This is a genomic window from Halomonas pelophila (assembly GCF_040196315.1).
Taxonomy (GTDB): domain Bacteria; phylum Pseudomonadota; class Gammaproteobacteria; order Pseudomonadales; family Halomonadaceae; genus Halomonas; species Halomonas pelophila.
Genome location: NZ_JBEGCI010000020.1, coordinates 13,790 through 36,038, shown reverse-complemented (window position 1 = coordinate 36,038; position 22,249 = coordinate 13,790). Strand labels below are relative to the sequence as shown.

19 protein-coding genes are annotated in these 22,249 nt (G+C 70.0%); 1 reads left to right on the top strand and 18 read right to left on the bottom strand.

The genetic code is table 11. From position 1 onward, the window contains the following. Positions 1–74: 74 nt before the first annotated feature. From ABE957_RS16985 to yrfG, 6 genes are all read right to left on the bottom strand, one after another. Complete coding sequence (locus tag ABE957_RS16985) at positions 75–2,420, bottom strand: Tex family protein (RefSeq protein WP_349759854.1); 2,346 nt, start codon at positions 2,418–2,420, stop codon at positions 75–77. 56 nt (positions 2,421–2,476) lie between these two features. Further along, on the bottom strand, positions 2,477–2,974 hold the full coding sequence (gene msrB / locus ABE957_RS16980; protein ID WP_349759853.1) for a peptide-methionine (R)-S-oxide reductase MsrB: 498 nt from the start codon (positions 2,972–2,974) through the stop codon (positions 2,477–2,479). A gap of 133 nt (positions 2,975–3,107) precedes the next feature. Then, complete coding sequence (locus tag ABE957_RS16975) at positions 3,108–4,676, bottom strand: phosphoenolpyruvate carboxykinase (RefSeq protein WP_349759852.1); 1,569 nt, start codon at positions 4,674–4,676, stop codon at positions 3,108–3,110. A gap of 277 nt (positions 4,677–4,953) precedes the next feature. Beyond that, positions 4,954–5,829, bottom strand: coding sequence for an Hsp33 family molecular chaperone HslO (hslO, locus tag ABE957_RS16970; RefSeq protein ID WP_349759851.1), 876 nt, complete (start codon positions 5,827–5,829; stop codon positions 4,954–4,956). 165 nt (positions 5,830–5,994) lie between these two features. Beyond that, positions 5,995–6,381, bottom strand: coding sequence for an RNA-binding S4 domain-containing protein (locus ABE957_RS16965; RefSeq protein WP_349759850.1), 387 nt, complete (start codon positions 6,379–6,381; stop codon positions 5,995–5,997). Next, positions 6,374–7,081, bottom strand: a complete 708-nt coding sequence (gene yrfG / locus ABE957_RS16960) for a GMP/IMP nucleotidase (protein ID WP_349759849.1) — start codon at positions 7,079–7,081, stop codon at positions 6,374–6,376. Before yrfG ends, ABE957_RS16965 begins: the two co-directional genes overlap by 8 nt. Positions 7,082–7,228: 147 nt before the next feature. Here yrfG and nudE point away from each other — a divergent pair, with 147 nt between their 5' ends. Then, on the top strand, positions 7,229–7,834 hold the full coding sequence (gene nudE, locus ABE957_RS16955; RefSeq protein ID WP_349759848.1) for an ADP compounds hydrolase NudE: 606 nt from the start codon (positions 7,229–7,231) through the stop codon (positions 7,832–7,834). A 78-nt stretch (positions 7,835–7,912) separates the two neighbouring features. Here the strand turns inward: nudE and ABE957_RS16950 are convergent, their stop codons facing one another. From ABE957_RS16950 to ribBA, 12 genes are all read right to left on the bottom strand, one after another. Next, on the bottom strand, positions 7,913–9,019 hold the full coding sequence (locus ABE957_RS16950) for an oxidoreductase (protein WP_349759847.1): 1,107 nt from the start codon (positions 9,017–9,019) through the stop codon (positions 7,913–7,915). 89 nt (positions 9,020–9,108) lie between these two features. After that, positions 9,109–10,953, bottom strand: coding sequence for a dihydroxy-acid dehydratase (gene ilvD, locus ABE957_RS16945; RefSeq protein WP_349759846.1), 1,845 nt, complete (start codon positions 10,951–10,953; stop codon positions 9,109–9,111). A 121-nt stretch (positions 10,954–11,074) separates the two neighbouring features. Beyond that, positions 11,075–11,764 (bottom strand): thiamine ABC transporter ATP-binding protein, encoded by a 690-nt coding sequence (locus ABE957_RS16940; protein WP_349759845.1) that lies wholly within the window; start codon positions 11,762–11,764, stop codon positions 11,075–11,077. Then, positions 11,748–13,451 (bottom strand): thiamine/thiamine pyrophosphate ABC transporter permease, encoded by a 1,704-nt coding sequence (thiP, locus tag ABE957_RS16935; RefSeq protein WP_349759844.1) that lies wholly within the window; start codon positions 13,449–13,451, stop codon positions 11,748–11,750. The genes ABE957_RS16940 and thiP overlap by 17 nt, the downstream gene beginning before the upstream one ends. Further along, on the bottom strand, positions 13,427–14,434 hold the full coding sequence (gene thiB / locus ABE957_RS16930) for a thiamine ABC transporter substrate binding subunit (RefSeq protein ID WP_349759843.1): 1,008 nt from the start codon (positions 14,432–14,434) through the stop codon (positions 13,427–13,429). The genes thiP and thiB overlap by 25 nt, the downstream gene beginning before the upstream one ends. 123 nt (positions 14,435–14,557) lie before the next feature. Further along, a complete protein-coding gene (gene lon / locus ABE957_RS16925; RefSeq protein WP_349759842.1) occupies positions 14,558–16,990 on the bottom strand; it encodes an endopeptidase La in 2,433 nt (810 codons plus the stop codon). 78 nt (positions 16,991–17,068) lie between these two features. Next, complete coding sequence (locus tag ABE957_RS16920) at positions 17,069–18,316, bottom strand: DUF945 family protein (RefSeq protein WP_349759841.1); 1,248 nt, start codon at positions 18,314–18,316, stop codon at positions 17,069–17,071. 75 nt (positions 18,317–18,391) lie between these two features. Next, positions 18,392–18,865 carry a phosphatidylglycerophosphatase A family protein gene (locus ABE957_RS16915; protein ID WP_089848422.1) on the bottom strand — a complete coding sequence of 158 codons (474 nt, stop codon included), beginning with the start codon at positions 18,863–18,865 and terminating at the stop codon, positions 18,392–18,394. After that, the gene (gene thiL / locus ABE957_RS16910; protein ID WP_349759840.1) at positions 18,862–19,851 is read right to left on the bottom strand and encodes a thiamine-phosphate kinase; all 990 of its coding nucleotides are present in this window, start codon (positions 19,849–19,851) and stop codon (positions 18,862–18,864) included. The genes ABE957_RS16915 and thiL overlap by 4 nt, the downstream gene beginning before the upstream one ends. 12 nt (positions 19,852–19,863) lie before the next feature. Continuing rightward, on the bottom strand, positions 19,864–20,367 hold the full coding sequence (nusB, locus tag ABE957_RS16905; RefSeq protein ID WP_349759839.1) for a transcription antitermination factor NusB: 504 nt from the start codon (positions 20,365–20,367) through the stop codon (positions 19,864–19,866). Then, positions 20,364–20,861: a 6,7-dimethyl-8-ribityllumazine synthase gene (ribH, locus tag ABE957_RS16900; RefSeq protein ID WP_349759838.1), complete on the bottom strand. Its 498-nt coding sequence runs from the start codon at positions 20,859–20,861 to the stop codon at positions 20,364–20,366. The genes nusB and ribH overlap by 4 nt, the downstream gene beginning before the upstream one ends. A gap of 86 nt (positions 20,862–20,947) precedes the next feature. Next, on the bottom strand, positions 20,948–22,111 hold the full coding sequence (gene ribBA / locus ABE957_RS16895; RefSeq protein ID WP_349759837.1) for a bifunctional 3,4-dihydroxy-2-butanone-4-phosphate synthase/GTP cyclohydrolase II: 1,164 nt from the start codon (positions 22,109–22,111) through the stop codon (positions 20,948–20,950). Positions 22,112–22,249: the final 138 nt, after the last annotated feature.

Sequence of the window (22,249 nt, the reverse complement as noted above, 5' to 3'; positions counted from 1 at the left end):
GATTAGGGCGCCGCCGGTTGAGGCTTCAAGGGCTTCAAGGGAAGCGGCGCGTCGGGCAAGGCGGCGCGTCACGCTCAGCGACCCTTCTTGGCCTTCAAGAGCGCCGCACCCAGAGCGCCCATCTGGCCGCCCTGCTCCGGCGCCTTGTCGCGCCCCCCCTTGCCGCGCGCCTCGCCGCCGCTGCGGCGGGCCTTGGCGGCGGGCCGGTCATCGCCCTGGGCCTCTTCCGGCTGATCGCTCAGCCGCATGGTCAGGCCGATGCGCGAGCGAGGAAGGTCCACGCTCATCACCTTGACCCGGACAATATCGCCGGCCTTGACCACGCTGCGCGGATCCTCGACGAAGCGCTCGGAAAGCGCCGAGATGTGCACCAGGCCATCCTGGTGCACGCCGATGTCGACGAAGGCGCCGAAGTGGGTGACGTTGGTCACGCTGCCCTCGAGGATCATGCCCGGCTCGAGGTCCTTGAGGGTCTCGACGCCCTCGCGGAACTCGGCCGCCTTGAACTCAGGGCGCGGGTCGCGGCCCGGCTTGTCGAGCTCGGCGAGGATGTCGCTGACGGTGGGCACGCCGAAGCGCTCGTCGGCGAAGTCGGCCAGCTTGAGCGACTTGAGGGTGGCGCTGTCGCCGATCAGCCCGGCCAGCTCGCGACCGCTGCGCTTCGCGATGCGCTCCACCAGCGGATAGGCTTCGGGGTGCACGGCGCTGGCGTCCAGCGGGTTGTCGCCGTTCATGATGCGCAAGAAGCCCGCGCACTGCTCGAAGGTCTTGGGCCCCAGGCGGCTGACATCGAGCAGTGCGCGGCGGCTGGTGAAGGCGCCCTCGGCGTTGCGCCGGGCGACGATGTTGTCGGCCAGCGCCGCGTTGAGGCCGGCGACCCGGGAGAGCAAGGCGCTCGAGGCGGTGTTGAGATCCACCCCCACGGCGTTGACGCAGTCCTCGATCACCGCCTCCAGGCTCTTGGAGAGCTGCAGCTGGGAGACGTCGTGCTGATACTGGCCCACGCCGATGGACTTGGGCTCGATCTTGACCAGCTCGGCCAGCGGGTCCTGCAGGCGCCGGGCGATGGAGACCGCGCCACGGATGCTGACATCGAGGTCCGGGAACTCCCGGGAGGCGTATTCCGAGGCGGAGTAGACCGAGGCGCCCGCCTCGCTGACCATCACCTTGGCGAGCCGGTGCGTCTCGGCCATGGCCTTGACCAGCTCGCCGGCCAGGCGATCGGTCTCGCGGCTGGCGGTGCCGTTGCCCACGGCGATCAGCGCCACGTCGTGCTTCTTGACGAGCCGCGCCAGCTCGGCCAGCGAGGCCGCCCAGGCGTTGCGGGGCGCATGGGGATAGATGGTGGCGTGCTCGAGGAACTGGCCGGTGGCGTCGACCACCGCCACCTTGCAGCCGGTGCGCAGACCGGGATCGATGGCCAGCGTCGCCTTCTGGCCCGCCGGGGCGGCCAGCAGCAGGTCCTTGAGATTGGCGGCGAAGACCTCGATGGCCTCCAGCTCGGCGCGCTCGCGCAGCCGCCCCATCAGCTCGGTCTCGAGGTGGGTGTAGAGCTTGACCCGCCAGGTCCAGCGCACCACCTCGGCGAGCCAGCGATCGGCGGGACGATCCTGGTTGCTGATCTCGAAGTGCTTGGCGATGGCCACCTGGGCCGGATGGATCGGCGCCTCGTCCTCGCCCGGCAGGCGCAGGGTCAGCGCCAGCACGCCCTCGTTGCGGCCGCGGAACATCGCCAGGGCGCGATGCGACGGCACCTTGGCGAGCGTCTCGTCGTGCTCGAAGTAGTCGGAGAACTTGGCGCCCTCCTGCTCCTTGCCGGCGATCAGCCGAGCCGAGAGCTCGCCCTCGCTCCACAGCCGCTCGCGCAGGCGCCCCACCAGTTCGGGGTCCTCGGCGAAGCGCTCCATGAGGATCTGCTTGGCGCCATCCAGGGCCGCCTTGGCGTCCTCCACGGCGGGGATGTCACCCTCCGCGGCACGCAGATAGCGGGCCGCCTCGGCCTCGGGAGCCAGGCTCGGGTCGGCCAGCAGCGCCTCGGCCAGCGGCTCGAGCCCCGCCTCGCGGGCGATCTGCGCCTTGGTGCGCCGCTTCTTCTTGTAGGGAAGGTAGAGGTCTTCCAGGCGCTGCTTGGTGTCGGCGGCGCGGATGCTGGCGGCCAGGGCGTCGGTCAGCTTGCCCTGCTCGTCGATGGCAGCGAGCACCGCACCGCGGCGCTCCTCGAGCTCGCGCAGGTAGGCGAGCCGCTCGTGGAGCTGGCGCAGCTGGATGTCATCCAGCCCGCCGGTGACCTCCTTGCGGTAGCGGGCGATGAAGGGCACGGTGGCCCCGCCATCCAGCAGCTCCACCGTGGCCGAGACCTGCGGCGGACGAACGGCGAGTTCCTCGGCGAGGCGGGCGATGATCTTGTCGTGTGCGTCCATGAAATCCTTGGCAATCAAACGTCCAGACGATCACGACAAGGTATCACACTCGGGGTTCAGACGGGGACGAATCGCAGCGCCAGGCCGTTGTTGCACCAGCGCAGGCCGGTCGGCTCGGGGCCGTCCTCGAAGATGTGCCCCTGGTGACCACCGCAGCGGGCGCAGTGGTATTCGGTGCGCGGGAAGACCAGGAAGTAGTCGACGCTGGTCAGCAGGTGGCCCTCGACGTGCTCGAAGAAGCTCGGCCAGCCAGTGCCGGAGTCGTACTTCATGTCGCTGGTGAAGAGCAGCAGCTCGCAGCCCGCGCAGCGGAACTCGCCTGCGCGGGTCTCCTCGTCCAGCGGGCTCGAGAAGGCCGGCTCGGTGCCCGCCTCGCGCAGGATCTCGAACTGGGCGTCGGTGAGCCGCTCGCGCCACTCGGCCTCGGAGAGCTCCAGCACCTCGATGTCGTCGGCGCGCGCGAGGTCGGGCTTGGGCCGCGCCAGAACCAGGCCCGGGGCCAGGGTCGACAGTCCGCCGAGTCCCAGCAGACCCAGGACGTTGCGTCGTTTCATGGTCACTCTCCCATCAACGGGGTGTGGTCTGTGTCGTGCTCTTCCCCGGTTTCCTTACACCGAAAAAGAGGGGGAAGCCTTGGCTTCCCCCTCTCGGACAGGTCTCGGGCGTTGGGGTTCTCCCCGACCCGCCTCAGATCAGGCGGGGGCCGGCCTTGACGATGGCGTCGTTGACGCCGTCGAACTTCTTGAAGTTGTCGACGAACTTGGCGACCAGCTCGCCCAGGTGGCGATCGTAGGCGGCCTGGTCTTCCCAGGTCTCACGCGGGTCGAGCAGGCTGGAGTCGACGCCCGGCACGGCGGTGGGCACGGCCAGGTTCAGGCCGTCCACCATGCGGGTCTCAACGTCGCGCAGCACGCCGGATTGGATGGCGCTGATGATGGCGCGGGTGGTCGGGATGGAGAAGCGCGAGCCGCCCTCGCCGTAGGCACCGCCGGTCCAGCCGGTGTTGACCAGGTAGACCTGGGCATCCTGCTCGGCCACGCGGCGGATCAGCAGATCGGCGTACTCGCGTGCCGGACGCGGGAAGAACGGCGCGCCGAAGCAGGTGGAGAAGGTCGCCTCGAGGCCGGCCGAGGAGCCGACCTCGGTGGAGCCGACCTTGGCGGTGTAGCCTGAGAGGAAGTGGTAGGCCGCGGCTTCCTTGGAGAGCACGGAGACCGGCGGCAGCACGCCGCTCATGTCGCAGGTCAGGAAGACGATGGCGTTGGGCTCGTCGGCGCGGTTCTCGGCCACGCGCTTCTCGACGTGCTCCAGCGGGTAGGCGGCGCGGGAGTTCTGGGTCAGGCTGTCGTCGGCGTAGTTCGGCTGGCGACGGTCGTCGAGGACCACGTTCTCCAGCACGGTGCCGAACTTGATGGCGTTCCAGATGATCGGCTCGTTCTTCTCGGACAGATCGATGCACTTGGCGTAGCAGCCGCCCTCGAAGTTGAAGACCGTGCCCGGGCCCCAGCCGTGCTCGTCATCGCCGATCAGGAAACGCGCCGGGTCGGCGGACAGGGTGGTCTTGCCGGTGCCGGAGAGGCCGAAGAACAGCGTGGTGTTGCCGTCCTCGCCCACGTTGGCGGAGCAGTGCATCGGCAGCACGTCGGCGGCCGGCAGCAGGAAGTTCAGCACCGAGAACATCGCCTTCTTCATCTCGCCGGCGTAGCGCATGCCGGCGATCAGCACCTTCTTCTGGGCGAAGTTGAGGATCACGCAGCCCTCGGAGTTGGTGCCGTCCCGGGCCGGGTCGCACACGAAGAAGGGCGCGTTGAGGATGGTCCACTCGTCCTTGGCCGAGGGGTTGAAGGCCTCGGGGCGCACGAACATGGTGCGGCCGAACAGGTTATGCCAGGCGGTCTCGGTGGTGACGCGCACCGGCAGGTGGTGGACCGGGTCGCTGCCCACGTGCAGCTCGGAGACATAGGACTCGCCGCTTTCCAGGTACTCCTCGACGCGGGTCCAGAGCGCGTCGAAGCGATCCGCCGGGAAGGGACGGTTGACGCTGCCCCAGTCGATCTGGCCGCTGGTGCTCGGCTCGTCGACGATGTAGCGGTCCTTGGGGGAGCGACCGGTGCGCGCGCCGGTGTTCACCACCAGGGCACCGTTGGCGGCCAGGCGACCTTCCCCACTGGCCACCGCCCGCTCGATCAGCTCGGCGCTGCAGAGGTTGACGTGGGAAGTGGCGGCTTGCTGGGGGGCGGCTTGAGTCGTGGTCATGTCGTTTCCTGGGCCTTGCGGCCGCTTCTCTCTCGTGTGCCGGGCGTCGGTGACGCAACGTGGGTCGTGCCAGATCGCCGCGTGCGGGGTGTGCCCGTCTGTTCGTTGGCGATCGAACCAGAAAATCGGCGCCATTATGGCAAAAAGCCGGCCGCCGGGAAACGCCGTTCTTGGGCGGAGTTCTTGTAGTTTTACTACTACATCGGCGCCGTTCACTACCGCCCACTCCAACTGCATATGCTGCTCTGCAGCACGGAGGGCGCCGACGGGCGCCCGTTCAGTGAAGCGTCGGCGGCGGCCCCTGGGGATCGTCCAGCATCGCCTCGATCTCGGCGGCAGTAAACGGGTAGCGGGTGTGGCAGAAGTGGCACTGGGTCTCGATGCCGCCCTGCTCGGCCAGCACCTCGCGAAGCTCCTGCGCCCCCAGCCCCAGCAGGGCGCCGGCGATGCGCTCGCGAGAGCAGGTGCAGCCGAAGTAGAGCGCCTTGGGATCGAAGACCCGCACCTCCTCCTCATGATAGAGCCGACGCAGCACCTCGAGCGGCTCGAGACCCAGCAGTTCTTCGTCCTTCAGCGTCTCGGCCAGGTGCACGGTGCGCTCCCAGGCGTCGTCGTCCTGGTTGAGCGACTCGTCGGGCAGGCGCTGCAGCAGGAGCCCGCCGGCCCGCTGGCCGTCGGCGCTGAGCCACAGCCGGGTGGGCAGCTGCTCGGACTGGGCGAAGTAGGCGCCCAGGCAGCCCGCCAGGCTGTCGTGCTCCAGGGCCACGATGCCCTGGTAGCGGTGGCCGTCGGTGGGGTCGAGGGTGATCATGATCTGCCCCTCACCCACCAGGTCACGGAAGCCGGCGGCGTCGCCGGGAATCGCGGCCTCCTCATCCAGGCGGGCGATGGCGCGCAGCTCGCCGCCGGGATTGGATTCGGCCATCAGCAGGGAGAGGGCCCCCTGGCCGCGCACCTCGATGCTCAGGGTGCCGTCGAGCTTGACGGTGTCGGTGAGCAGCGCCACCGCACAGAGCAGCTCGCCCAGCAGATGGTTCACCGCAGCGGGATACTCGTGACGCTCGAGCACCTCGGCATAGGCGCGCTCGAGGGTGACGATCTCGCCGCGCACGTTGGTACGCTCGAAGAGAAAACGCTGGATCTGGTCGTTCATGTCGTCTGAAACCTGAAGGGTAAATAGCAAGGGCGGTCGGGTGAAAGACCGGTGCGGCCGGGCCCTGGGGTGCCAAAATCGAGGTGCCGAAACCGAGGCACCAAGATCAGGGTGCCGAGTTCAGGGCGCAGCGCTCATGGAGAGCGCAGGCCCCGGCGCGGCGGCTCACTCGCCGGAGCGTTCCTGGAAGCGCTTGATCTCACGACGCTGCTTCTTGTCGGGTCGCTTGAGCGGGTGCTGCATGGCCTGATTGGTCAGGCGCCGAGCCTCGGCCTCGCGCTCGCGGCGGGCCACGCTCTCGGCGGTCTCGCGGTAGAGCGCACGCGCCTCGGGGGCCCCGCGCCGCTGGCCGGAGAGGTCCACCACCTCGACCTCCAGGGTGTCCCAGCCCTGGGGAACGCGGATCAGCGCGCCGACCTCGACGCCCTTGCTGGTCTTGGCCCGGGCAGCGTTGTACTGGACCTTGCCGCCCTCGATGGCCTTCTTGGCGAGCGCCCGGGTCTTGAAGAAGCGCGCCGCCCAGAGCCACTTGTCGAGCCGCACGCTATCCATGGCGCTCTCCATAGCCTGCTTCAGGGCGATCTCCCGGGACGGGCGGACGCTCCTCGGGCAGCAGGCTGGCGAAGCGATCCAGGGCGATGAACTCCTCGAGCTCCTTCTCGGGTCGTCGGCTGTCGGGCTGCTGGATGCCCAGCAGGTGGCGGATGCCGAACTCGCGGGCGCTCTCGAGCACCGCGGCGTTGTCGTCGATGAACAGCGTCCGCTCCGGATCGAAGGGTTCCAGCTCCTGGAGGGCGAACCAGAAGGCCTGCTCCTCCTTCGGCACGCCGACATCCGCCGAGGAGACGATGGCGTCGAGGTACTCCTCGAGCCCGGTCAGCGGCAGCTTGAGCGCCAGGCTCTCGCGGTCGGCGTTGGTGGCCAGCACGACGCGCGGGTGGGCCGCCTTCAGCCACTGCAGGAAATCCAGAGCGTCGCTGCGCAGGCCGATCAGGTGCTGCACCTCGCGCTTGAGGGCGACCACGTCGACCCCCAGCTCGCGGCTCCAGTAGGCCAGGCTGTACCAGTTGAGGGTGCCCTGCTCACGGATGATCCGCGCGCGAATCTCCTCCTGGGTCGATTCGTCCAGGCGGTGCAGCTCGACGTAGCGCCGCGGCAGGTGCTCGAGCCAGAAGTGGCTGTCGAAGTGCAGGTCCAGCAGGGTGCCGTCCATGTCCAGCAGGACGGTATCGATGGCGCGCCAGTCGATCATCGCTACTCCGGGAGTGAGTCGGGGGCGGTTGAGACGTAGTATTGTATCGAATCGCCAGGCATGACGCATATCGACGCCCGCCCTTCGGGCCTTGGATATCGCGCGTCAGCGCCGATGCCACACGCTCCCGCCATACGGAGTCTTGCCATGTCAGACCCGCACGATAGCTCACGCCACTGGCCCACCCGGCCGCACATCCTCGACCGGCGCAGCGTGGCGCGCAGTCGCCTGTTCCACGTGGAGGAGCTTGACCTGCGCTTCGCCAACGGCGCCGAGCGCACCTTCGAGCGGCTGATCAGTACCGGTCAGGGCGTGGGTGCCGTGATGATCGTGGCCATGCCGGACCCGGAACACGTGCTGCTGATCCGCGAGTACGCCGCCGGCTTCGAGGACTACGTGCTGACGCTGCCCAAGGGGCTGGTCGATCCCGGCGAGGATCTCGTCACCGCGGCCAACCGCGAGCTGATGGAGGAGTGCGGCTTCGGCGCGCATCGCATCGAGCCGCTGGTGGAGCTGTCGCTGGCCCCCAACTACATGCGCCACCGCATGCAGGTGCTGCTCGCCACCGACCTCTACCCGAAGCGCCTGCCCGGCGACGAGCCGGAGCCGCTGATCGTCGAAACCCACGCCATCGACGAGCTCTCGGGGCTGCTGGCGAGGGAGGACTTCCACGAGGCTCGCGCCATCGCGGCGCTCTACATCGCCAGGGACAAGCTGCGCAGCGAAGCCCCCGACGACACCGGACTCTGGTGAGCCCGGCCGGCCTCATGGCGACACCGCCCGGTCGCGTCGATCAGGGCGGCGGACACCTGGCGGTGGGAACGGCGAATGTTACCTAGTGTGCAGCCGGCGCAGCTTGCTGCCGCTCTCCTTGAGCTTCACCCAGCGGCCCTGGCGATAGCTGTCAAGCCCCGTCTCCAGCAGGACCATCACCTCCAGGGCCGATTCGCCGGTCACAAGCGGCGGCGTGCCCTCGAGCAGCGTGCGGGCGATGCCGGCATAGTAGGTGCCGTAGTCCCCCGGCACGGCCGGCGCCTCACGACTCGCCAGGGCCACCGTCTCGCGCTCGCCGCCGCCCTCCTCTCCCGCTTCATCGAGGGTGAGGGTGCCGGGTGAGGGGTCCACGCCCCAAGCAGGCGTCGGCGGCTGACCCGCCTTGAGCCAGCCCTCCTGGGGGTCCAGGCCGTACTTGACAAAGCTGCCGCGGGTGCCATGCACCCGGAAGCGCGGCGTCGGCTCGGCCACCAGGGAGCTGGCCTGCAGGGTCACCCGCAGGTGGTCGTACTCCAGCAGGGCCAGGAAGTCGTCGTCCACCTCGGCCCCCTCGCGGGCGGTGGCAAGCTCCAGCAGGATCGCCCGGGGCATGCCGAAGAGCTCACGGACCTGATCGAGCAGGTGCGGTCCCAGGTCGTACCAGATGCCGCTGCCCGGCTTGTGGCGGTCGCGCCAGCGATCGGTGACCCGGGGGCGGAAGCGATCGAAGCGCGACTCCAGGGCCACCACCCGTCCCAGGGTCCCCTCGTCGAGCAGCGCCTTGAGGGTCAGGAAGTCGCTGTCCCAGCGGCGATTGTGGAAGACGCTCAGCAGGCGATCCGCCCCATCGGCCTGCGCCTTGAGCAGGCGCGCCTCGGAGGCGGTGACGCTGAAGGGCTGGTCGATCACCACGTGCTTGCCGGCGTTGAGGGCCGCCTTGGCCAGCGGGAAGTGGGTCTCGTTGGGGGTGGCGATCACCACCAGGTCGATGTCACGGCGCGCCAGCAGCTGGGCAAGCTTGGGCAGCACCTCGACCGTCGGATGATCGGCCTGGACCCGCTCGGGATGCGCGCTGACCACGATGCTGAGCTCCAGACCCGGCGCCGCCTGGATGAGCGGCGCATGAAAGGTGCGTCCGGCCATGCCGTAACCCACCAGACCGACGCTTACCGTCTGTGTCTTCATCGTGCTGGCTTCCCTGCTGGTGATACGGCCCCCGGCGCCGGCCGGGGGCCGCATGCGGGCTTTGCTGTTTCCAGCCTAGTCCTTCCAGCTTAGTCCAGCTTGGTCAGATCGCGCACCGCCCCCTTGTCGGCGGAGGTCGCCAGCAGCGCATAGGCCTTGAGGGCGGCCGAGACCTTGCGATCGCGCTGGAGGCTCGGCTTCCAGGCGTCGTGGCCGCGGGCCTCCTGTGCCTCGCGACGCAGCTCGAGCTGTTCGTCGGAGAGCAGCACGTCGATGGTGCGGTTGGGGATGTCGATGCGGATGCGATCGCCGCTCTCCACCAGGCCGATGGCGCCGCCCGCGGCCGCCTCCGGCGAGACGTGGCCGATGGAGAGCCCCGAGGTGCCGCCGGAGAAGCGCCCATCGGTGAGCAGCGCGCACGCCTTGCCGAGCCCCTTGGACTTCAGGTAGCTGGTCGGATAGAGCATCTCCTGCATGCCCGGGCCGCCCTTGGGTCCCTCGTAGCGGATCACCACCACGTCGCCCTCGCTGACCCGGTCGGCGAGAATGTCCGCCACCGCCTGGTCCTGGGACTCCACCACGTGAGCGCGGCCCTCGAAGACCAGGATGGCGTCGTCGACACCGGCGGTCTTCACCACGCAGCCGTCGACGGCGATGTTGCCCTTGAGCACGGCGAGGCCGCCCTGCAGGGAGAAGGCGTGCGCGAGATCGCGAATGCAGCCGGTGGCGCGATCGCCGTCGAGGCTCGGCCAGCGCGCACTCTGGGAGAAGGCGGTCTGGGTCGGAATGCCGCCGGGGCCGGCGCGGAAGAACTCCACCACCTCGGGACTCGGCGAGCGCATGATGTCCCACTCCTCGAGCGCCGCCGCCAGGCTGTCGCCGTAAACGGTGGGCACCCGGGTATCGAGCACGCCGGCGCGGTCGAGCTCGCCGAGGATCGCCATGATGCCGCCGGCCCGATGCACGTCCTCGATGTGGTACTTCTGGGTGTTGGGCGCCACCTTGCACAGCTGCGGGACTTCGCGGGACAACCGATCGATATCGGTCATGGTGAAGTCGACCTCGGCCTCCTGGGCGGCGGCCAGCAGGTGCAGGATGGTGTTGGTGGAGCCGCCCATGGCGATGTCCAGGGTCATGGCGTTGCGAAACGCCGCCTTGGAGCCGATGGCGCGGGGCAGCAGGTGCGCCTCGTCACCCTCGTAATAGCGCTTGGCCAGCTCGACGATGCGATGCCCGGCGTTCTCGAACAGCCGGCGACGGTCGGCGTGGGTGGCGAGCACCGTGCCGTTGCCGGGCAGCGCCAGGCCCAGCGCCTCGGTCAGGCAGTTCATCGAGTTGGCGGTGAACATGCCAGAGCAGCTGCCGCAGGTCGGGCAGGCGCTGCGCTCGACCTCGTTGAGGGTCGCCTCATCCACGCTGTCGTCGGCGGCCATCACCATGGCATCGACCAGGTCGAGGCCGTGGTCCAGCAGCTTGGTCTTGCCTGCCTCCATGGGCCCGCCGGAGACGAAGATCACCGGCACGTTGAGGCGCATGGCGGCCATCAGCATCCCGGGGGTGATCTTGTCGCAGTTGGAGATGCACACCAGGGCGTCGGCGCAGTGGGCGTTGACCATGTACTCGACGCTGTCGGCGATCAGGTCGCGACTCGGCAGCGAATAGAGCATGCCGTCGTGGCCCATGGCAATGCCGTCGTCCACGGCGATGGTGTTGAACTCCTTGGCCACCCCGCCGGCCTTCTCGATCTCCCGGGCCACCAGCTGGCCCATGTCCTTCAGGTGCACGTGGCCGGGCACGAACTGGGTGAAGGAGTTGGCCACGGCGATGATCGGCTTGTGGAAGTCCTCGTCCTTCATGCCGGTGGCGCGCCACAGGGCGCGGGCGCCGGCCATGTTGCGACCGGCGGTGGTGGTGCGGGAGCGGTACTCGGGCATGGTGTCCTCTTCTTCTCTCGTGCATGCCGCCCTCGCCTCCTCGGCGTGCGAGGAGCCCGGGGCGGTTCTCGTGTGTCCAGACAATGGATTTTGTCACGCGCCCGGCGCTCAGGCCAGCGCCTCAGGAGCCTCGGGCCTGCGCCGAGGCGTCGACCCGCAGCCGGCCGGAGTCGAGCCGCCCGGAGTCGAGCCGGGCGCACCGATCGGCCAGCGCCTCGATGTCGTCGCGATCGTGGCTGACCAGCAGCACCGCGGCGCCCGCCGCCTTCTGGCGGCGCACCAGGTCCCAGAGCCCCGACCGGGTCACCTCATCGAGCCCCGAGAAGGGCTCATCGAGCAGCAGGATCGGGGAGGCGCGCAGCAGGGCCCGCAGCAGCGCCACGCGCTGGCGCTGGCCGCCGGAGAGCTCCGCCGGCAGGCGGTCGTGCAGTCCCGCGAGCCCCACCTCGGCCAGTCCCGCCTGCACCCTTGCGCGCTGCTCTCGGGTGAGGCGCATGTCCGGTGCCAGCCCCAGCCCGACGTTGAGCCACACCGGCAGCTGGTCGAAGAGGTTGTGCTCCTGGAAGACGGTGGTGATGCCGCGCTCCCAGGGCGGGCGCGCCAGCAGGTCCTGGCCGTGCCAGGTCAGGCTGCCGCTGGCCGGCTCGAGAAAGCCCGCCAGCAGCCCGAGCAGAGTGCTCTTGCCGGCCCCGGAGGGCCCCGCCACCGACAGGCACTCGCCGGGGGCGAGCCGAAAGCTGAAGGAGAAGTCCGGCGTCTCGCCGGGCTCAAAGCGATCGTAGTGGAAGATCAGGTCACGGCACTCGAGCATGACGCTCCTCGCGGGCGAAACGGTTCCAGGGATAGCGGGGCGGGCGGCGGGTCAAGAGTCCCAGCAGCACGAACACCAGCACCACCAGCGCCAGCAGCAGCAGCGCCGTGGCGGCGGCGCCCTGCCAGCGATAGCCGCCGAGCTGCTGATAGAGCAGCATCGGCAGGGTCGGCGCCGAGGGGCTGCCGAACAGGGCGATCACGCTGAAGTCGCCGAGCGACAGGGTCATGGCGTAGGCCAGCGCCAGGGCGAGGGGGCGACGCAGCCGCGGCCAGACCAGCCAGCGCAGCCGCACGCGCCCGCGGATGCCGAACTGGTCGGCCAGGCGCTCCTCGGGGGCGGAGAGTCCGGGCAGCGCCCCGCGCACCACCTGCATGGCGAAGGGCAGCGCCATGAAGGCATTGACCAGCACCACCAGGCCATAGCCCTGCCAGCCGCTGCCGAGCGTCGGGCGCAACAGCAAGAAGAGCCCGGTGCCGAGCACCAGGGCGGGGATCACCAGGATCAGCTGGCCGCCGCCCTCCATCAGCAGCGCCGCCGCGCCGTGACGTCGCGCCTTGAGCCAGCGACTGCCCGCGAGCAGGGACAGCGCGAGGGTCAGCGCCCCGGCCGCCGCGCCGAGCGCCATGACCAGGCTGCGCGCCGCCGCGGCCCACAGGCTCGCCTGGCGGGGCAGCTCCGGCAGCCCGGCGAGCCCCGCCAGCACCACGGCGGCGAGGGGCGGCAGCAGCAGCGCCGCCAGTGCGGTGAGCCAGACCGCATCGGTGAGCCGCGAGAGGCCCAGGGCATCGCGGCGGCGCCAGCGGCCGCCGGTGGGCAGCGCGACGCTGCCCACCACCAGCGAGGGCGCCCCGCCCCGGGAGAGCGCCAGCAGCCACAGCGACAGGCAGATGGTCAGCTGGGTCAGGGCCAGAAGTGCCGCCAGCGCCAGGTCATGATCGAACTTCAGCGCCTGATAGAGCGCCACCTCCAGGGTCGAGGAGCGCGGGCCGCCGCCCAGGGTCATGACGATGGCGAAGCTGGTGAAGCAGAGCGTGAAGATCAGCGCCGCCAGCCGCGGCAGCAGCGGCGCGAGGCGCGGCCACTCGAGCGTGCGCCAGATCGTCGCCCGGGTCAGGCCCAGCTGGGAGGCGAGCCGCCAGTGCGCCGCGGGCGCGGTCTCCAGCGCCTGCAGCATCAGCCGGGCCGCGAGCGGCAGGTTGTAGAAGACATGGGCCAGCACGATGCCCGAGAGGCCGTAGAGATAGCCCGACTCCGACCCGACGAGCCCCTCCCAGAGCGGTGCCGCCCAGCCGCGCCGGCCGTGCACGGCCACCAGGCCGAACAGGCCGATCAGCGTGGGCAGCACCAGCGAGAGCTCCATGGCCCGCAGCAGCAGGCCGCGCCCCGGGAAGCGCGGGCGCCGCGCCAGGGCCAGCGCCACCGGCACGGCGAGCCCCACCGCCAGCAGGGTCGAGAGGGTCGCCTGCCAGAGGGTGAAGCGCAGCACCGCGGCGAGCCACGGCTCCTGCCAGAGGGCCGCGGGATGCACGCCCCGGGCCTGCCACAAGAGCGCGCCGAGGCTGCCGAGCCCGAGCCCCGCCACCGCCGCCAGGGCGGCGAGACCGAGCCCCGGCGGCCAGCGCGAGCGGCTGGCCCAGCGCAGGGGAGTGGTCGCGCCGCTCACCGGACGCTGGCGTTGAGCCACTCGCGGATCCACTCGCGGCGATGCGCGCGGACCTCTTCGGGCGAGAAGGTGAGGCTCTCGGGCTCGATCAGCCGGTCGAAGACCTCGGGCCGCTCATCGCCCAGGTCGATGGCCGGGTTCATGACGTTGCCCAGCGGAATGTGACGCTGGAAGTCCGGCGTCAGGATGAAGGCGAGGAACTCCCGGGCCAGCTCGGGCTGGCCGGTATTGGCCAGCATCGCGGCGGTCTCGACCTGCAGGTAGTGGCCCTCCTCGAACACGGCGGCCTGGTAGCGGTCGGTCTCCTCCACCGCCATGTGGTAGGCCGGCGAGGTGGCATAGGAGAGCACCATGGGCGCCTCGCCGTTCATGAACAGCGAGAAGTAGGCCTGGCTCCAGCCGTTGGTGACGGCGAGCACCCGCTCGTTGAGCCGCGCCCAGACCTCGGGGGCCCGGTCGCCGTAGAGCTTCTTGATCCACAGCATCAGCCCCTGGCCGGTGACGCTGGTGCGCGGATCCTGGAGGATCACCTTGACGTCCTCGGGGGCCTCGAGCAGCTCGGCGAAGCTGCCTGGCGGCGTCTCGAGCTGTTCGGAGTCGTAGACGAAGGCGAAGTGCCCCCAGTCGTAGGGCAGGAAGGTCTCGTCACTCCAGTCGATGGGGAGCGCCAGCGGCGCCAGGTCGGCCCCGTGGGGCGCCAGCAGGTCCAGCGCCCGCGCCTCGGCCATCAGGTTCATGTCCAGGCCCAGCACCAGATCCGCCCGGGTACCCTCGCCCTCCAGGCGCAGGCGCTGGAGGATGTCGACGCCGCCGGGCAGGGCCACGAACTCCAGGTCACAGTCGCCGCAGCGCGCCTCGAAGGCTGCCTCGATGCCGGGACCGGGGCCCCACTCCGAGACGAAGGAGTCGTAGGTGTAGACGGTCAGAGTCTGGTCGGCCTGGAGCGAGCCGGCGGCCAGCAGCGCCGCGAGCGAGGCGCCGGCGGCATGAACCTTGGAGGACATGGGCGTTCCTTGTTATTCGGGCGAGTTGTTGGGGCGACGGCGAATCGTTCGACAGATACAACGACGCACCCGCCATTATGCCATCGGCGGGTGCGCGCGGGAGGGCCGAGTTGGGGCCCTGCGTTAGCCGAAGACCACCCGGGCCACGTCGCGATAGCGCCCGGCGAAGTGCACCGTGAGCCCCTCCATGAGGTAGTCGGGCAGCTCGTCGTAGTCGCGGCGATTGGCCTCGGGCAGGATCAGCTCGAAGATGTCGCTGCGCCTAGCGGCGATCACCTTCTCGCGGATACCGCCCACCGGCAGCACCTGGCCGGTCAGGGTCAGCTCGCCGGTCATCGCCAGGGGCCTGTCGATGGCCTGATGCCGGGCCAGCGAGAGCAGCGCCGTGGCCATGGTCACCCCGGCCGAGGGGCCGTCCTTGGGCGTGGCCCCCTCCGGCACGTGCAGGTGCACGAAGGCCGAGTCGAAGAAGTCCGCATCGGCCCCGTAGTCGCCGAGGTGGCCCAGCACGTAGCTGTAGGCGATGTTGGCCGACTCCTTCATGACGTCGCCGAGCTGACCGGTGAGCTTGAAGCCGCGATCCAGGGCGTGCACCTTGCCGGCCTCCACGGAGAGCGTGGCCCCACCCATGGAGGTCCAGGCGAGCCCGGTGACCACGCCCTCACCCTTCATCACCTGCTCCTTGCGGAAGATCGGCGGGCCGAGATAGGTCTCGAGATTGTTGACCGAGACCCGGACCGACTGCTGGTCGCTCTCCAGCAGCTTGACCGCCGCCTTGCGCACGATGCGATGCAGCTGCTTCTCGAGCTGGCGCACCCCGGCCTCCCGGGCATAGCCCTCGATCACCTGGCGCAGCGCGGCATCGGTCAGGTTGATGCGCTTCTTGGGAATACGATCGCGCTTGAGCAGCTTGGGCCACAGGAAGTGCTTGGCGATGGCCACCTTCTCCTCGGCGATATAGCCCGAGAGGCGGATCTGCTCCATGCGGTCGAGCAGCGCCGGGGGAAGCGAGTCCAGGGTGTTGGCGGTGCAGACGAAAAGCACCTTGGAAAGATCCAGGCGCACGTCGAGGTAGTGGTCGAGGAAGTCGACGTTCTGCTCCGGGTCGAGCACCTCGAGCAGCGCCGAGGCCGGGTCGCCCTGGAAGGACTGGCCCATCTTGTCGATCTCGTCGAGCATGATCACCGGGTTCTCGACCTCGACCTCCTTGAGGGCCTGGACCAGCTTGCCGGGCATGGCGCCGATGTAGGTACGCCGATGACCCTTGATCTCGGCCTCGTCGCGCATGCCGCCCACCGAGAAGCGGTAAAACTCGCGACCCAGGGCGTCGGCGATGGAGCGCCCCACCGAGGTCTTGCCGACGCCCGGCGGGCCGACCAGCAGCAGGATCGAGCCGCCCACGTCGCCCTTGAAGGTGCCCTCGGCGAGGAACTCGACGATGCGCTCCTTGACGTCGTTCAAGCCGTCGTGGTCGCGGTCGAGGACCTTGCGGGCGTGGGCCAGGTCGAGCTGGTCCTGGCTGTTCACGCCCCAGGGCATGGCGGTGAGCCAGTCGAGGTAGTTGCGGGTGGTGCCGTACTCCGGCGAGCCGGTCTCCAGCACCGAGAGCTTGTCGAGTTCGTCGTCGATGCGCTCCATGACCCGCTCGGGCACCACGCATCCCTCGAGGCGCGCCCGGAAGGTGTCGACGTCGTTCTCGCGATCGTCCTTGGAGATGCCGAGCTCGCGCTGGATCACCTTGAGCTGCTCGCGCAGGAAGAACTCCCGCTGGCGCTCCTGCATCTGGGCGTTGACCTGCTCGCTGATCTCGCTCTGCAGCTGGGCGACGTCGATCTCCTTGCGCAGCAGCGGCAGCACCTTCTGCATGCGCTCCATCACCGGCAGGGTCGCCAGCACGTCCTGAAGCTCCGGCCCCTTGGCCGAGGTGATCGCCGCGGCGAAGTCGGTCAGCGGCCCCGGCTCATGGGGGCTGAAGCGATTCAGGTAGTGCTTGAGCTCCTCGCCGTAGAGCGGGTTGATCGGCAGCAGCTCCTTGATGCCGTTGATCAGCGCCATGGCGTAGGCGCGGGTCTCGTCCTCCTCGGCATCCACCGGCTCGCGGGGGTAGCTCACCTCCACCAGATAGGGCGGCTCCTTGGAGAGCCAGCGCGTGATGCGAAAGCGCCGCATGCCCTGGGCGATAAACTGGATCTGCTGATCCTCGCCCTGCAGCTTATGCACCCGCACCGCAGTGCCGATCGCGGGGAAGTCCTCGCCGCCCAGCTCCTCGACGCCGGTCTCGCCGACGAAGGCCAGGCCGACGGTGCGATGCGGCGTGTCGCCGACCCGGCGGATGGTCTCCTCCCAGCGCTCGCGGTTGATCACCAGCGGCTGGACCTGGGCGGGGAAGAAGGGCCGGTTGTGGATCGGCAGCAGGTAGATGCGCTCGGGCAGGGAGTCGCTGGCGGGCACCACCGCGTGGTGGCCCTCGACGCCGGATAGCTCGTCGTCGAAGGCGTCGTCGTCGCTGGCGTGGATCCAGTCCAGGCCATCCTGCATCTCGTGGTCGTCGCTCATGCGGTCCTCGTCCTGAGTCGTCGGGAAGGTCTCCCGGGGCTGCCTTGAGGGATGCGGGCAGCGGGGCCCGACTTCAAGTCATTGACGCCGTTCGAGGATCGGTGGCAGCGGCCGGCCGTTGATCCTGACCCGCCCGCGCACCACGTCGATCGCCAGGTCCTTGGTGCCCAGCGGCAGGCCGAGCCACAGCGCCACCACCGGGGGCACCTGATCCCAGGTCACGTCGCCGTAGAGCCGCGAGCGCCAGCGGGCCTGCTCCTCGGGCTCGTCCAGCGCGGCCAGGTCCAGCGCCTCGAGTGCGTCCGCGTCGAAGAACAGGGCGCCGTCGCCGCGGGCGTCCAGCCCCAGCATCGGGCTGTCGAGGTCGACGGCGTGGATGTCCAGCCGCGGCGAGTCCTCGAGCATGCCCAGCAGGTCGGGCTCCAGGCGCGCCAGCAGCGCACTGCCCTGGCGGTCGGTCTCGCCGCGGGCCGCCTCGTCGCGCAGCGTGGCCAGCACGCGGCGCAGCGCATCGGCGTTGATCCGTGAGAGCTCCACGGCGAGGCGGCCGGTGAGCAGCACCTCGTCGGCGGCCATCAGGCGATCGAGGGTCAGTTCGCTCTCGATGCGCAGCTCGGCCTCGTCGAGGGTGGTGCGGCTGTGCAGCACCAGCCCGCTGGCATCCAGCGCGAGGTCCGGCTGGCGCCAGGTCAGCCCTGCCACCTTGAGCAGATCCTGCTGGGTGAAGTGGTAGGCGTCCTCGGTGTAGGCGTAGCGGCTCTCCAGGGTGACCGGGCCGGTCTCAAGCGTGGTCGAACCATCGCTGAGTCGCCAGGGCGCGAGGTCGGCCTGCAGGCGCCAGTCCCCGTAGACGCCGCTGAAGGTGACCTCGCCACCGCGAAAGTCCAGCGCGCGCTCCTGCTGGCGGATGAGGAACGGCGAGAGCGTAAGGCGCCCTCGCAGGGTAGCGCCGAGGGTATGGTAGCGGGCCTGCCAGCGTGGCGGCGACGAGGACAGCAGATCGCCGAACAGCCGACGGTCGTCGGGACCGACATGGGGCTTGAGCGTGCCGTCGATGCGGGTATTGATCACCCCGTGACGCGCCTCGTAGGGCAGCGCCAGGTGCCAGGCCCGGCCGAAGCGGGGGGTCAGGTGGAGGGTACCGCTGGATTCGAGCCAGCCCCGCTCGACGTCACTGCGCTCGACCAGCAGGTCGCCCCGGGCGGCGAGATCCTCGAGGGCCCGGACCAGGTCACGCTCGAAGAGCAGGCTGGCGATGGCCTGGGCCAGCACCCAGAGCAGCGCCAGCCCCACCACCACCGGGACGATCAGTCGTTCCTTGCGCATCATGGCCTTCCTTGTCCGCGCCGTATCCGGGCCACCGCGGCGCGCGGCGAGGGAGGTGCCCTCGAGCGCGGCGACTCAGTGGAGCCAGAACCACAGGTGCATGGTACTCCATGCGTAGGCCGCGGCGAGGACATCGTCGATCATGATGCCGAAGCCGCCGGCGACCCGGCGATCCGCCCAGCGGATCGGCCAGGGCTTGAAGACGTCGAAGACGCGGAACACCGCGAACCCCCACAGCGCCGCCTCCCAGGAGAAGGGCACGGCAGCCATGGTCAGCCAGTAGCCGACGAACTCGTCCCAGACGATGCCGGAGTGATCGTGGACGCCCAGGTCGTGGGAGGTCTTGTCGCAGAGCCAGATGCCCCACAGGAAGGTCACCGCCACCAGGCCCAGGTACCAGCCCAGCGGCAGCTCGGACATCAGCCAGTAGAAGGGGATGGCGGCCAGGGTGCCGAAGGTGCCGGGGGCGAAGGGCACGGTGCCGCTGCCCAGGCCGAAGGCCAGGAAGTGGACCGGGCGTCGCCAGACGCTGGCGGGAGCCTGGTTCATGAGGCACCGCCTGTCGGAGCGCCGCCCGACGGAGCGCCGCCCGACTGGAAATGCTGCCAGCCCCGTTCGCCGCCGAGCGCCACCCCGCGAATGCCGGGCGCCTCGACCAGCCGGCCGATCTCGGTCAGCGCCAGGCCCCGCTCGGCCAGTCGCCCACGCGCCGTGGCGAGGTGCTCCGGCGGCAGGGCCACCAGCAGCTCGTAGTCGTCGCCGCCGTGCAGCGCCGCCTCCCGCGCGCCCTCTTCACCGAGCGCATCAAAGAGCCCCTCGGCCAGCGGCAGCGCCTCGGGGGTCAGCTCGGCCCCCACGCCGGAGCCCTCGAGCACGTGGCCCAGATCGGCCAGCAGGCCGTCGGAGACGTCGATGGCGGCGCTCGCCAGGCCACGCAGGGCGAGACCCGCGGCGAGGCGCGGCTGCGGATGCAGGTAGCGTGCGAGCAGCGGATGGGCGAGATCGCGCTCGCCGCCCTGCCACAGGGCCAGCCCGCCGGCGCCGCCGCCGAGCGTCCCGGTGACCGCCAGCACGTCGCCCGGCCGGGCGCCGTGGCGGGTCAGCGCCTGCTCGGGCGGCACCTCCCCCATCACCGTCACGCCGATGGCAAGCTCGCCGCGGGTGACGTCGCCGCCCACCAGGGCGGTACCGGTGGCGTCGCAGAGGGCATGGAAGCCGCGGGCGAAGTCGGCGAGCCAGGGGCCATCGTCCGCCGCCGGCAGGGTCAGCGACATCAGGCACCAGCGGGCGCGGGCGCCCATGGCGGCGAGATCGCTCAGGCTGACCGCCAGCGCCCGATGGCCGATTGCCGCGGCCGGGGCCGCCTCGGGGAAGTGGACCCCGGCGACCGAGGTATCGACGCTGACCGCCAGCCGCTCGCCCGGGGTCGGCGCCAGAAGCGTGCAGTCGTCGCCCACGCCCAGGCTCACGCCGGCCTCGGCACCGGGCGGGTCGGGCGTGAAGTAGCGGGTGATGAGTTCGAATTCGCTGTGCATCGGGGCGGGCCTTCAGCGGCGGCGAGCGGTGACCTCGGCGGACCGCAGCCGCCCGGCAAGCTTGTCGAGGATGCCGTTGACGTACTTGTGTCCGTCCGTGGCCCCGAAGGACTTGGCGAGCTCGACGCCCTCGGTGATCACCGCGCGGTACGGCACCTCCAGGCGCTTTGCGAGCTCGTAGGCGCCCAGGCGCAGGATCGCGAGTTCGATGGGATCGAGATCCTCGAGGCGGCGATCGAGCAGCGGCGCGATGGACGCATCGAGGGCCTGGCGGTCGCGGGCCACGTTGTGCAGCAGCTCATGGAAGAGCGCCAGGTCGGCGATCTCCATGACCTTGTGCCAGTTCTCATGATCCTCGAGGTCGTCATCGGCCACCTGGCTGCGAAACTCCGCCTCCACGGCGGTGATCGACTTGCCGGTCATCTGCCACTGGTAGAGGCCCTGGACGGCCAGCTCACGGGCCGCATGGCGCGACTGCTGTGCCTTCGAGGGCGCCCGCGTACGCTCGCCGCTCATGCCTCACCCCCGGCGGTATCGTCGCCGAAGCAGCGCAGCAGCGAGACCATCTCCATGGCCGCCATGGCCGCCTCGGCGCCCTTGTTGCCGGCCTTGGTGCCGGCCCGCTCGATGGCCTGCTCGATGGACTCGACGGTCAGCACGCCGTTGGCCACCGGGGTGTCGAACTCGAGCTGCAGGTTGCCCATGGCCGTGTTGCAGCCGCCGGCCACGTACTCGAAGTGGGGGGTGCCGCCGCGGATCACCGCGCCCAGGGCGAGCACCGCGTCGGGACGCGCCACCTGGAGCACGCGCTTGATCGCCAGCGGCAGCTCCCAGGCACCGGGCACGTGGACGATGTCGATGTTCTCGGCGTCCACGCCGTGGCGCACCAGGCTGTCCACGGCGCCCTCGACCAGGCTGTCCACCACGTGGTGGTTGAAGCGGCCGACCACGATCACGTAGCGGCCATCGACGTCGACGAAGCTGCCTTCGACTTGGGAAATCGGTTGCATGGTTCTATGTCCTGAAAGATCCGGTACGGAAGGGTCCGGGGGCATGGCCCGCGGGCCATGCCGTCATGATGAAGGCGGGCGCGGCGTCAGTCGTCGCGCGCCTCGCCGGGCGCGGGCTCGCCGGGCTCCAGGCGCTCCACCACCTCGAGGTCGAAGCCAGAGAGGGCGGAGAACTTCCAGGGCGAGCTCAACAGGCGCATCTTGCCGACGCCCAGGTGGCGCAGGATCTGCGAGCCGGTGCCGATGGTCAGGTAGTTGCCGGCGCCGTCGGAGTCGCTGGTGCGCGGCGGGCGACGCCGCTCGAGGAACACCTCGAGCAGGTCGTGCAGGTCCTGGCGCGGGCGGCCGTCGTCGAGCAGCACGAAGACGCCGTGTTCGGCGCCGGCCACCTCGGCCAGCGCCTGGTGGGCGGTCCAGCTCGCCCGCTCGCCCTTCTGCAGGGCCAGCAGGTCGCGCATCACGTTGGCCAGGTGCACGCGCACCGTGGTCGGGACCTCGGGATGCGGGTGCCCCTTGACCAGCGCCAGGTGGTGGGCGCCCTGGATGCTGTCGCGGAAGACGTGCAGGGTGAGCTCGCCGAAGGCGGTCTCGACCGGGCTCGACTCCACCGGCTGCACGGTCTGCTCGTTGTGGATGCGGTAGTGGATCAGGTCGGCGATGGTGCCCATCTTCAGGCCGTGCTCGACGGCGAAGCGCTCGAGCTCGGCGCGGCGCGCCATGCTGCCGTCCTCGTTCATCACCTCGCAGATCACGCCGCTCGGGTCGAGGCCGGCCAGGGCCGCGAGGTCGCAGGCCGCCTCGGTATGGCCGGCGCGGCGCAGCACGCCGCCGGGCTCGGCCATCAGCGGGAAGATGTGGCCGGGCTGGACGATGTCCTCCGCCTGGGCGTCGCGGGCCACGGCGGCCTGGACGGTACGCGCCCGGTCGGCGGCGGAGATCCCGGTGGTGACGCCCTCGGCGGCCTCGATGGAGAGGGTGAACTTGGTCCCGAAGCCGGAGCCGTTGTCGCGCACCATCAGCGGCAGCTGGAGACGCTCGCAGCGCTCGCGGGTCATCGGCAGGCAGATCAGCCCCCTGGCGTGGCGCGCCATGAAGTTGATGTGCTCGGCCTCGACCTTCTCGGCGGCCATGATGATGTCGCCTTCGTTCTCGCGATCCTCGTCATCCATCAGGATCACCATCTTGCCCTGACGAATGTCCTCGACCAGTTCTTCGATAGGGGCCAGGCCCCCGGATGAGGAGTGCACCATGGAGTCTCCATTGATTCAGCGTGGTGGCCGTCGCGGTCCCGCGACGATCGGGTCGCCCTCCGGCGTCGCCACCTCGAAACCGCGTCAGGGTACCGTGGCGCGTCGGTGGGCGCCAGTAGATAGCGGCCGTGGCGTATT

What these genes read in the sequence shown, in the direction of transcription:
- lon (WP_349759842.1), bottom strand. Translation starts at nt 16,990, where the DNA reads ATGAGCGACGACCACGAGATGCAGGATGGCCTGGACTGGATCCACGCC.
- ABE957_RS16965 (WP_349759850.1), bottom strand. Translation starts at nt 6,381, where the DNA reads ATGGATAGCGTGCGGCTCGACAAGTGGCTCTGGGCGGCGCGCTTCTTC.
- hslO (WP_349759851.1), bottom strand. Translation starts at nt 5,829, where the DNA reads ATGAACGACCAGATCCAGCGTTTTCTCTTCGAGCGTACCAACGTGCGC.
- nudE (WP_349759848.1), top strand. Translation starts at nt 7,229, where the DNA reads ATGTCAGACCCGCACGATAGCTCACGCCACTGGCCCACCCGGCCGCAC.
- ABE957_RS16940 (WP_349759845.1), bottom strand. Translation starts at nt 11,764, where the DNA reads ATGCTCGAGTGCCGTGACCTGATCTTCCACTACGATCGCTTTGAGCCC.
- nusB (WP_349759839.1), bottom strand. Translation starts at nt 20,367, where the DNA reads ATGAGCGGCGAGCGTACGCGGGCGCCCTCGAAGGCACAGCAGTCGCGC.
- thiB (WP_349759843.1), bottom strand. Translation starts at nt 14,434, where the DNA reads ATGTCCTCCAAGGTTCATGCCGCCGGCGCCTCGCTCGCGGCGCTGCTG.
- thiL (WP_349759840.1), bottom strand. Translation starts at nt 19,851, where the DNA reads ATGCACAGCGAATTCGAACTCATCACCCGCTACTTCACGCCCGACCCG.
- ribBA (WP_349759837.1), bottom strand. Translation starts at nt 22,111, where the DNA reads ATGGTGCACTCCTCATCCGGGGGCCTGGCCCCTATCGAAGAACTGGTC.
- ilvD (WP_349759846.1), bottom strand. Translation starts at nt 10,953, where the DNA reads ATGCCCGAGTACCGCTCCCGCACCACCACCGCCGGTCGCAACATGGCC.
- ribH (WP_349759838.1), bottom strand. Translation starts at nt 20,861, where the DNA reads ATGCAACCGATTTCCCAAGTCGAAGGCAGCTTCGTCGACGTCGATGGC.
- ABE957_RS16950 (WP_349759847.1), bottom strand. Translation starts at nt 9,019, where the DNA reads ATGAAGACACAGACGGTAAGCGTCGGTCTGGTGGGTTACGGCATGGCC.
- ABE957_RS16915 (WP_089848422.1), bottom strand. Translation starts at nt 18,865, where the DNA reads ATGAACCAGGCTCCCGCCAGCGTCTGGCGACGCCCGGTCCACTTCCTG.
- ABE957_RS16985 (WP_349759854.1), bottom strand. Translation starts at nt 2,420, where the DNA reads ATGGACGCACACGACAAGATCATCGCCCGCCTCGCCGAGGAACTCGCC.
- ABE957_RS16920 (WP_349759841.1), bottom strand. Translation starts at nt 18,316, where the DNA reads ATGCGCAAGGAACGACTGATCGTCCCGGTGGTGGTGGGGCTGGCGCTG.
- yrfG (WP_349759849.1), bottom strand. Translation starts at nt 7,081, where the DNA reads ATGATCGACTGGCGCGCCATCGATACCGTCCTGCTGGACATGGACGGC.
- msrB (WP_349759853.1), bottom strand. Translation starts at nt 2,974, where the DNA reads ATGAAACGACGCAACGTCCTGGGTCTGCTGGGACTCGGCGGACTGTCG.
- ABE957_RS16975 (WP_349759852.1), bottom strand. Translation starts at nt 4,676, where the DNA reads ATGACCACGACTCAAGCCGCCCCCCAGCAAGCCGCCACTTCCCACGTC.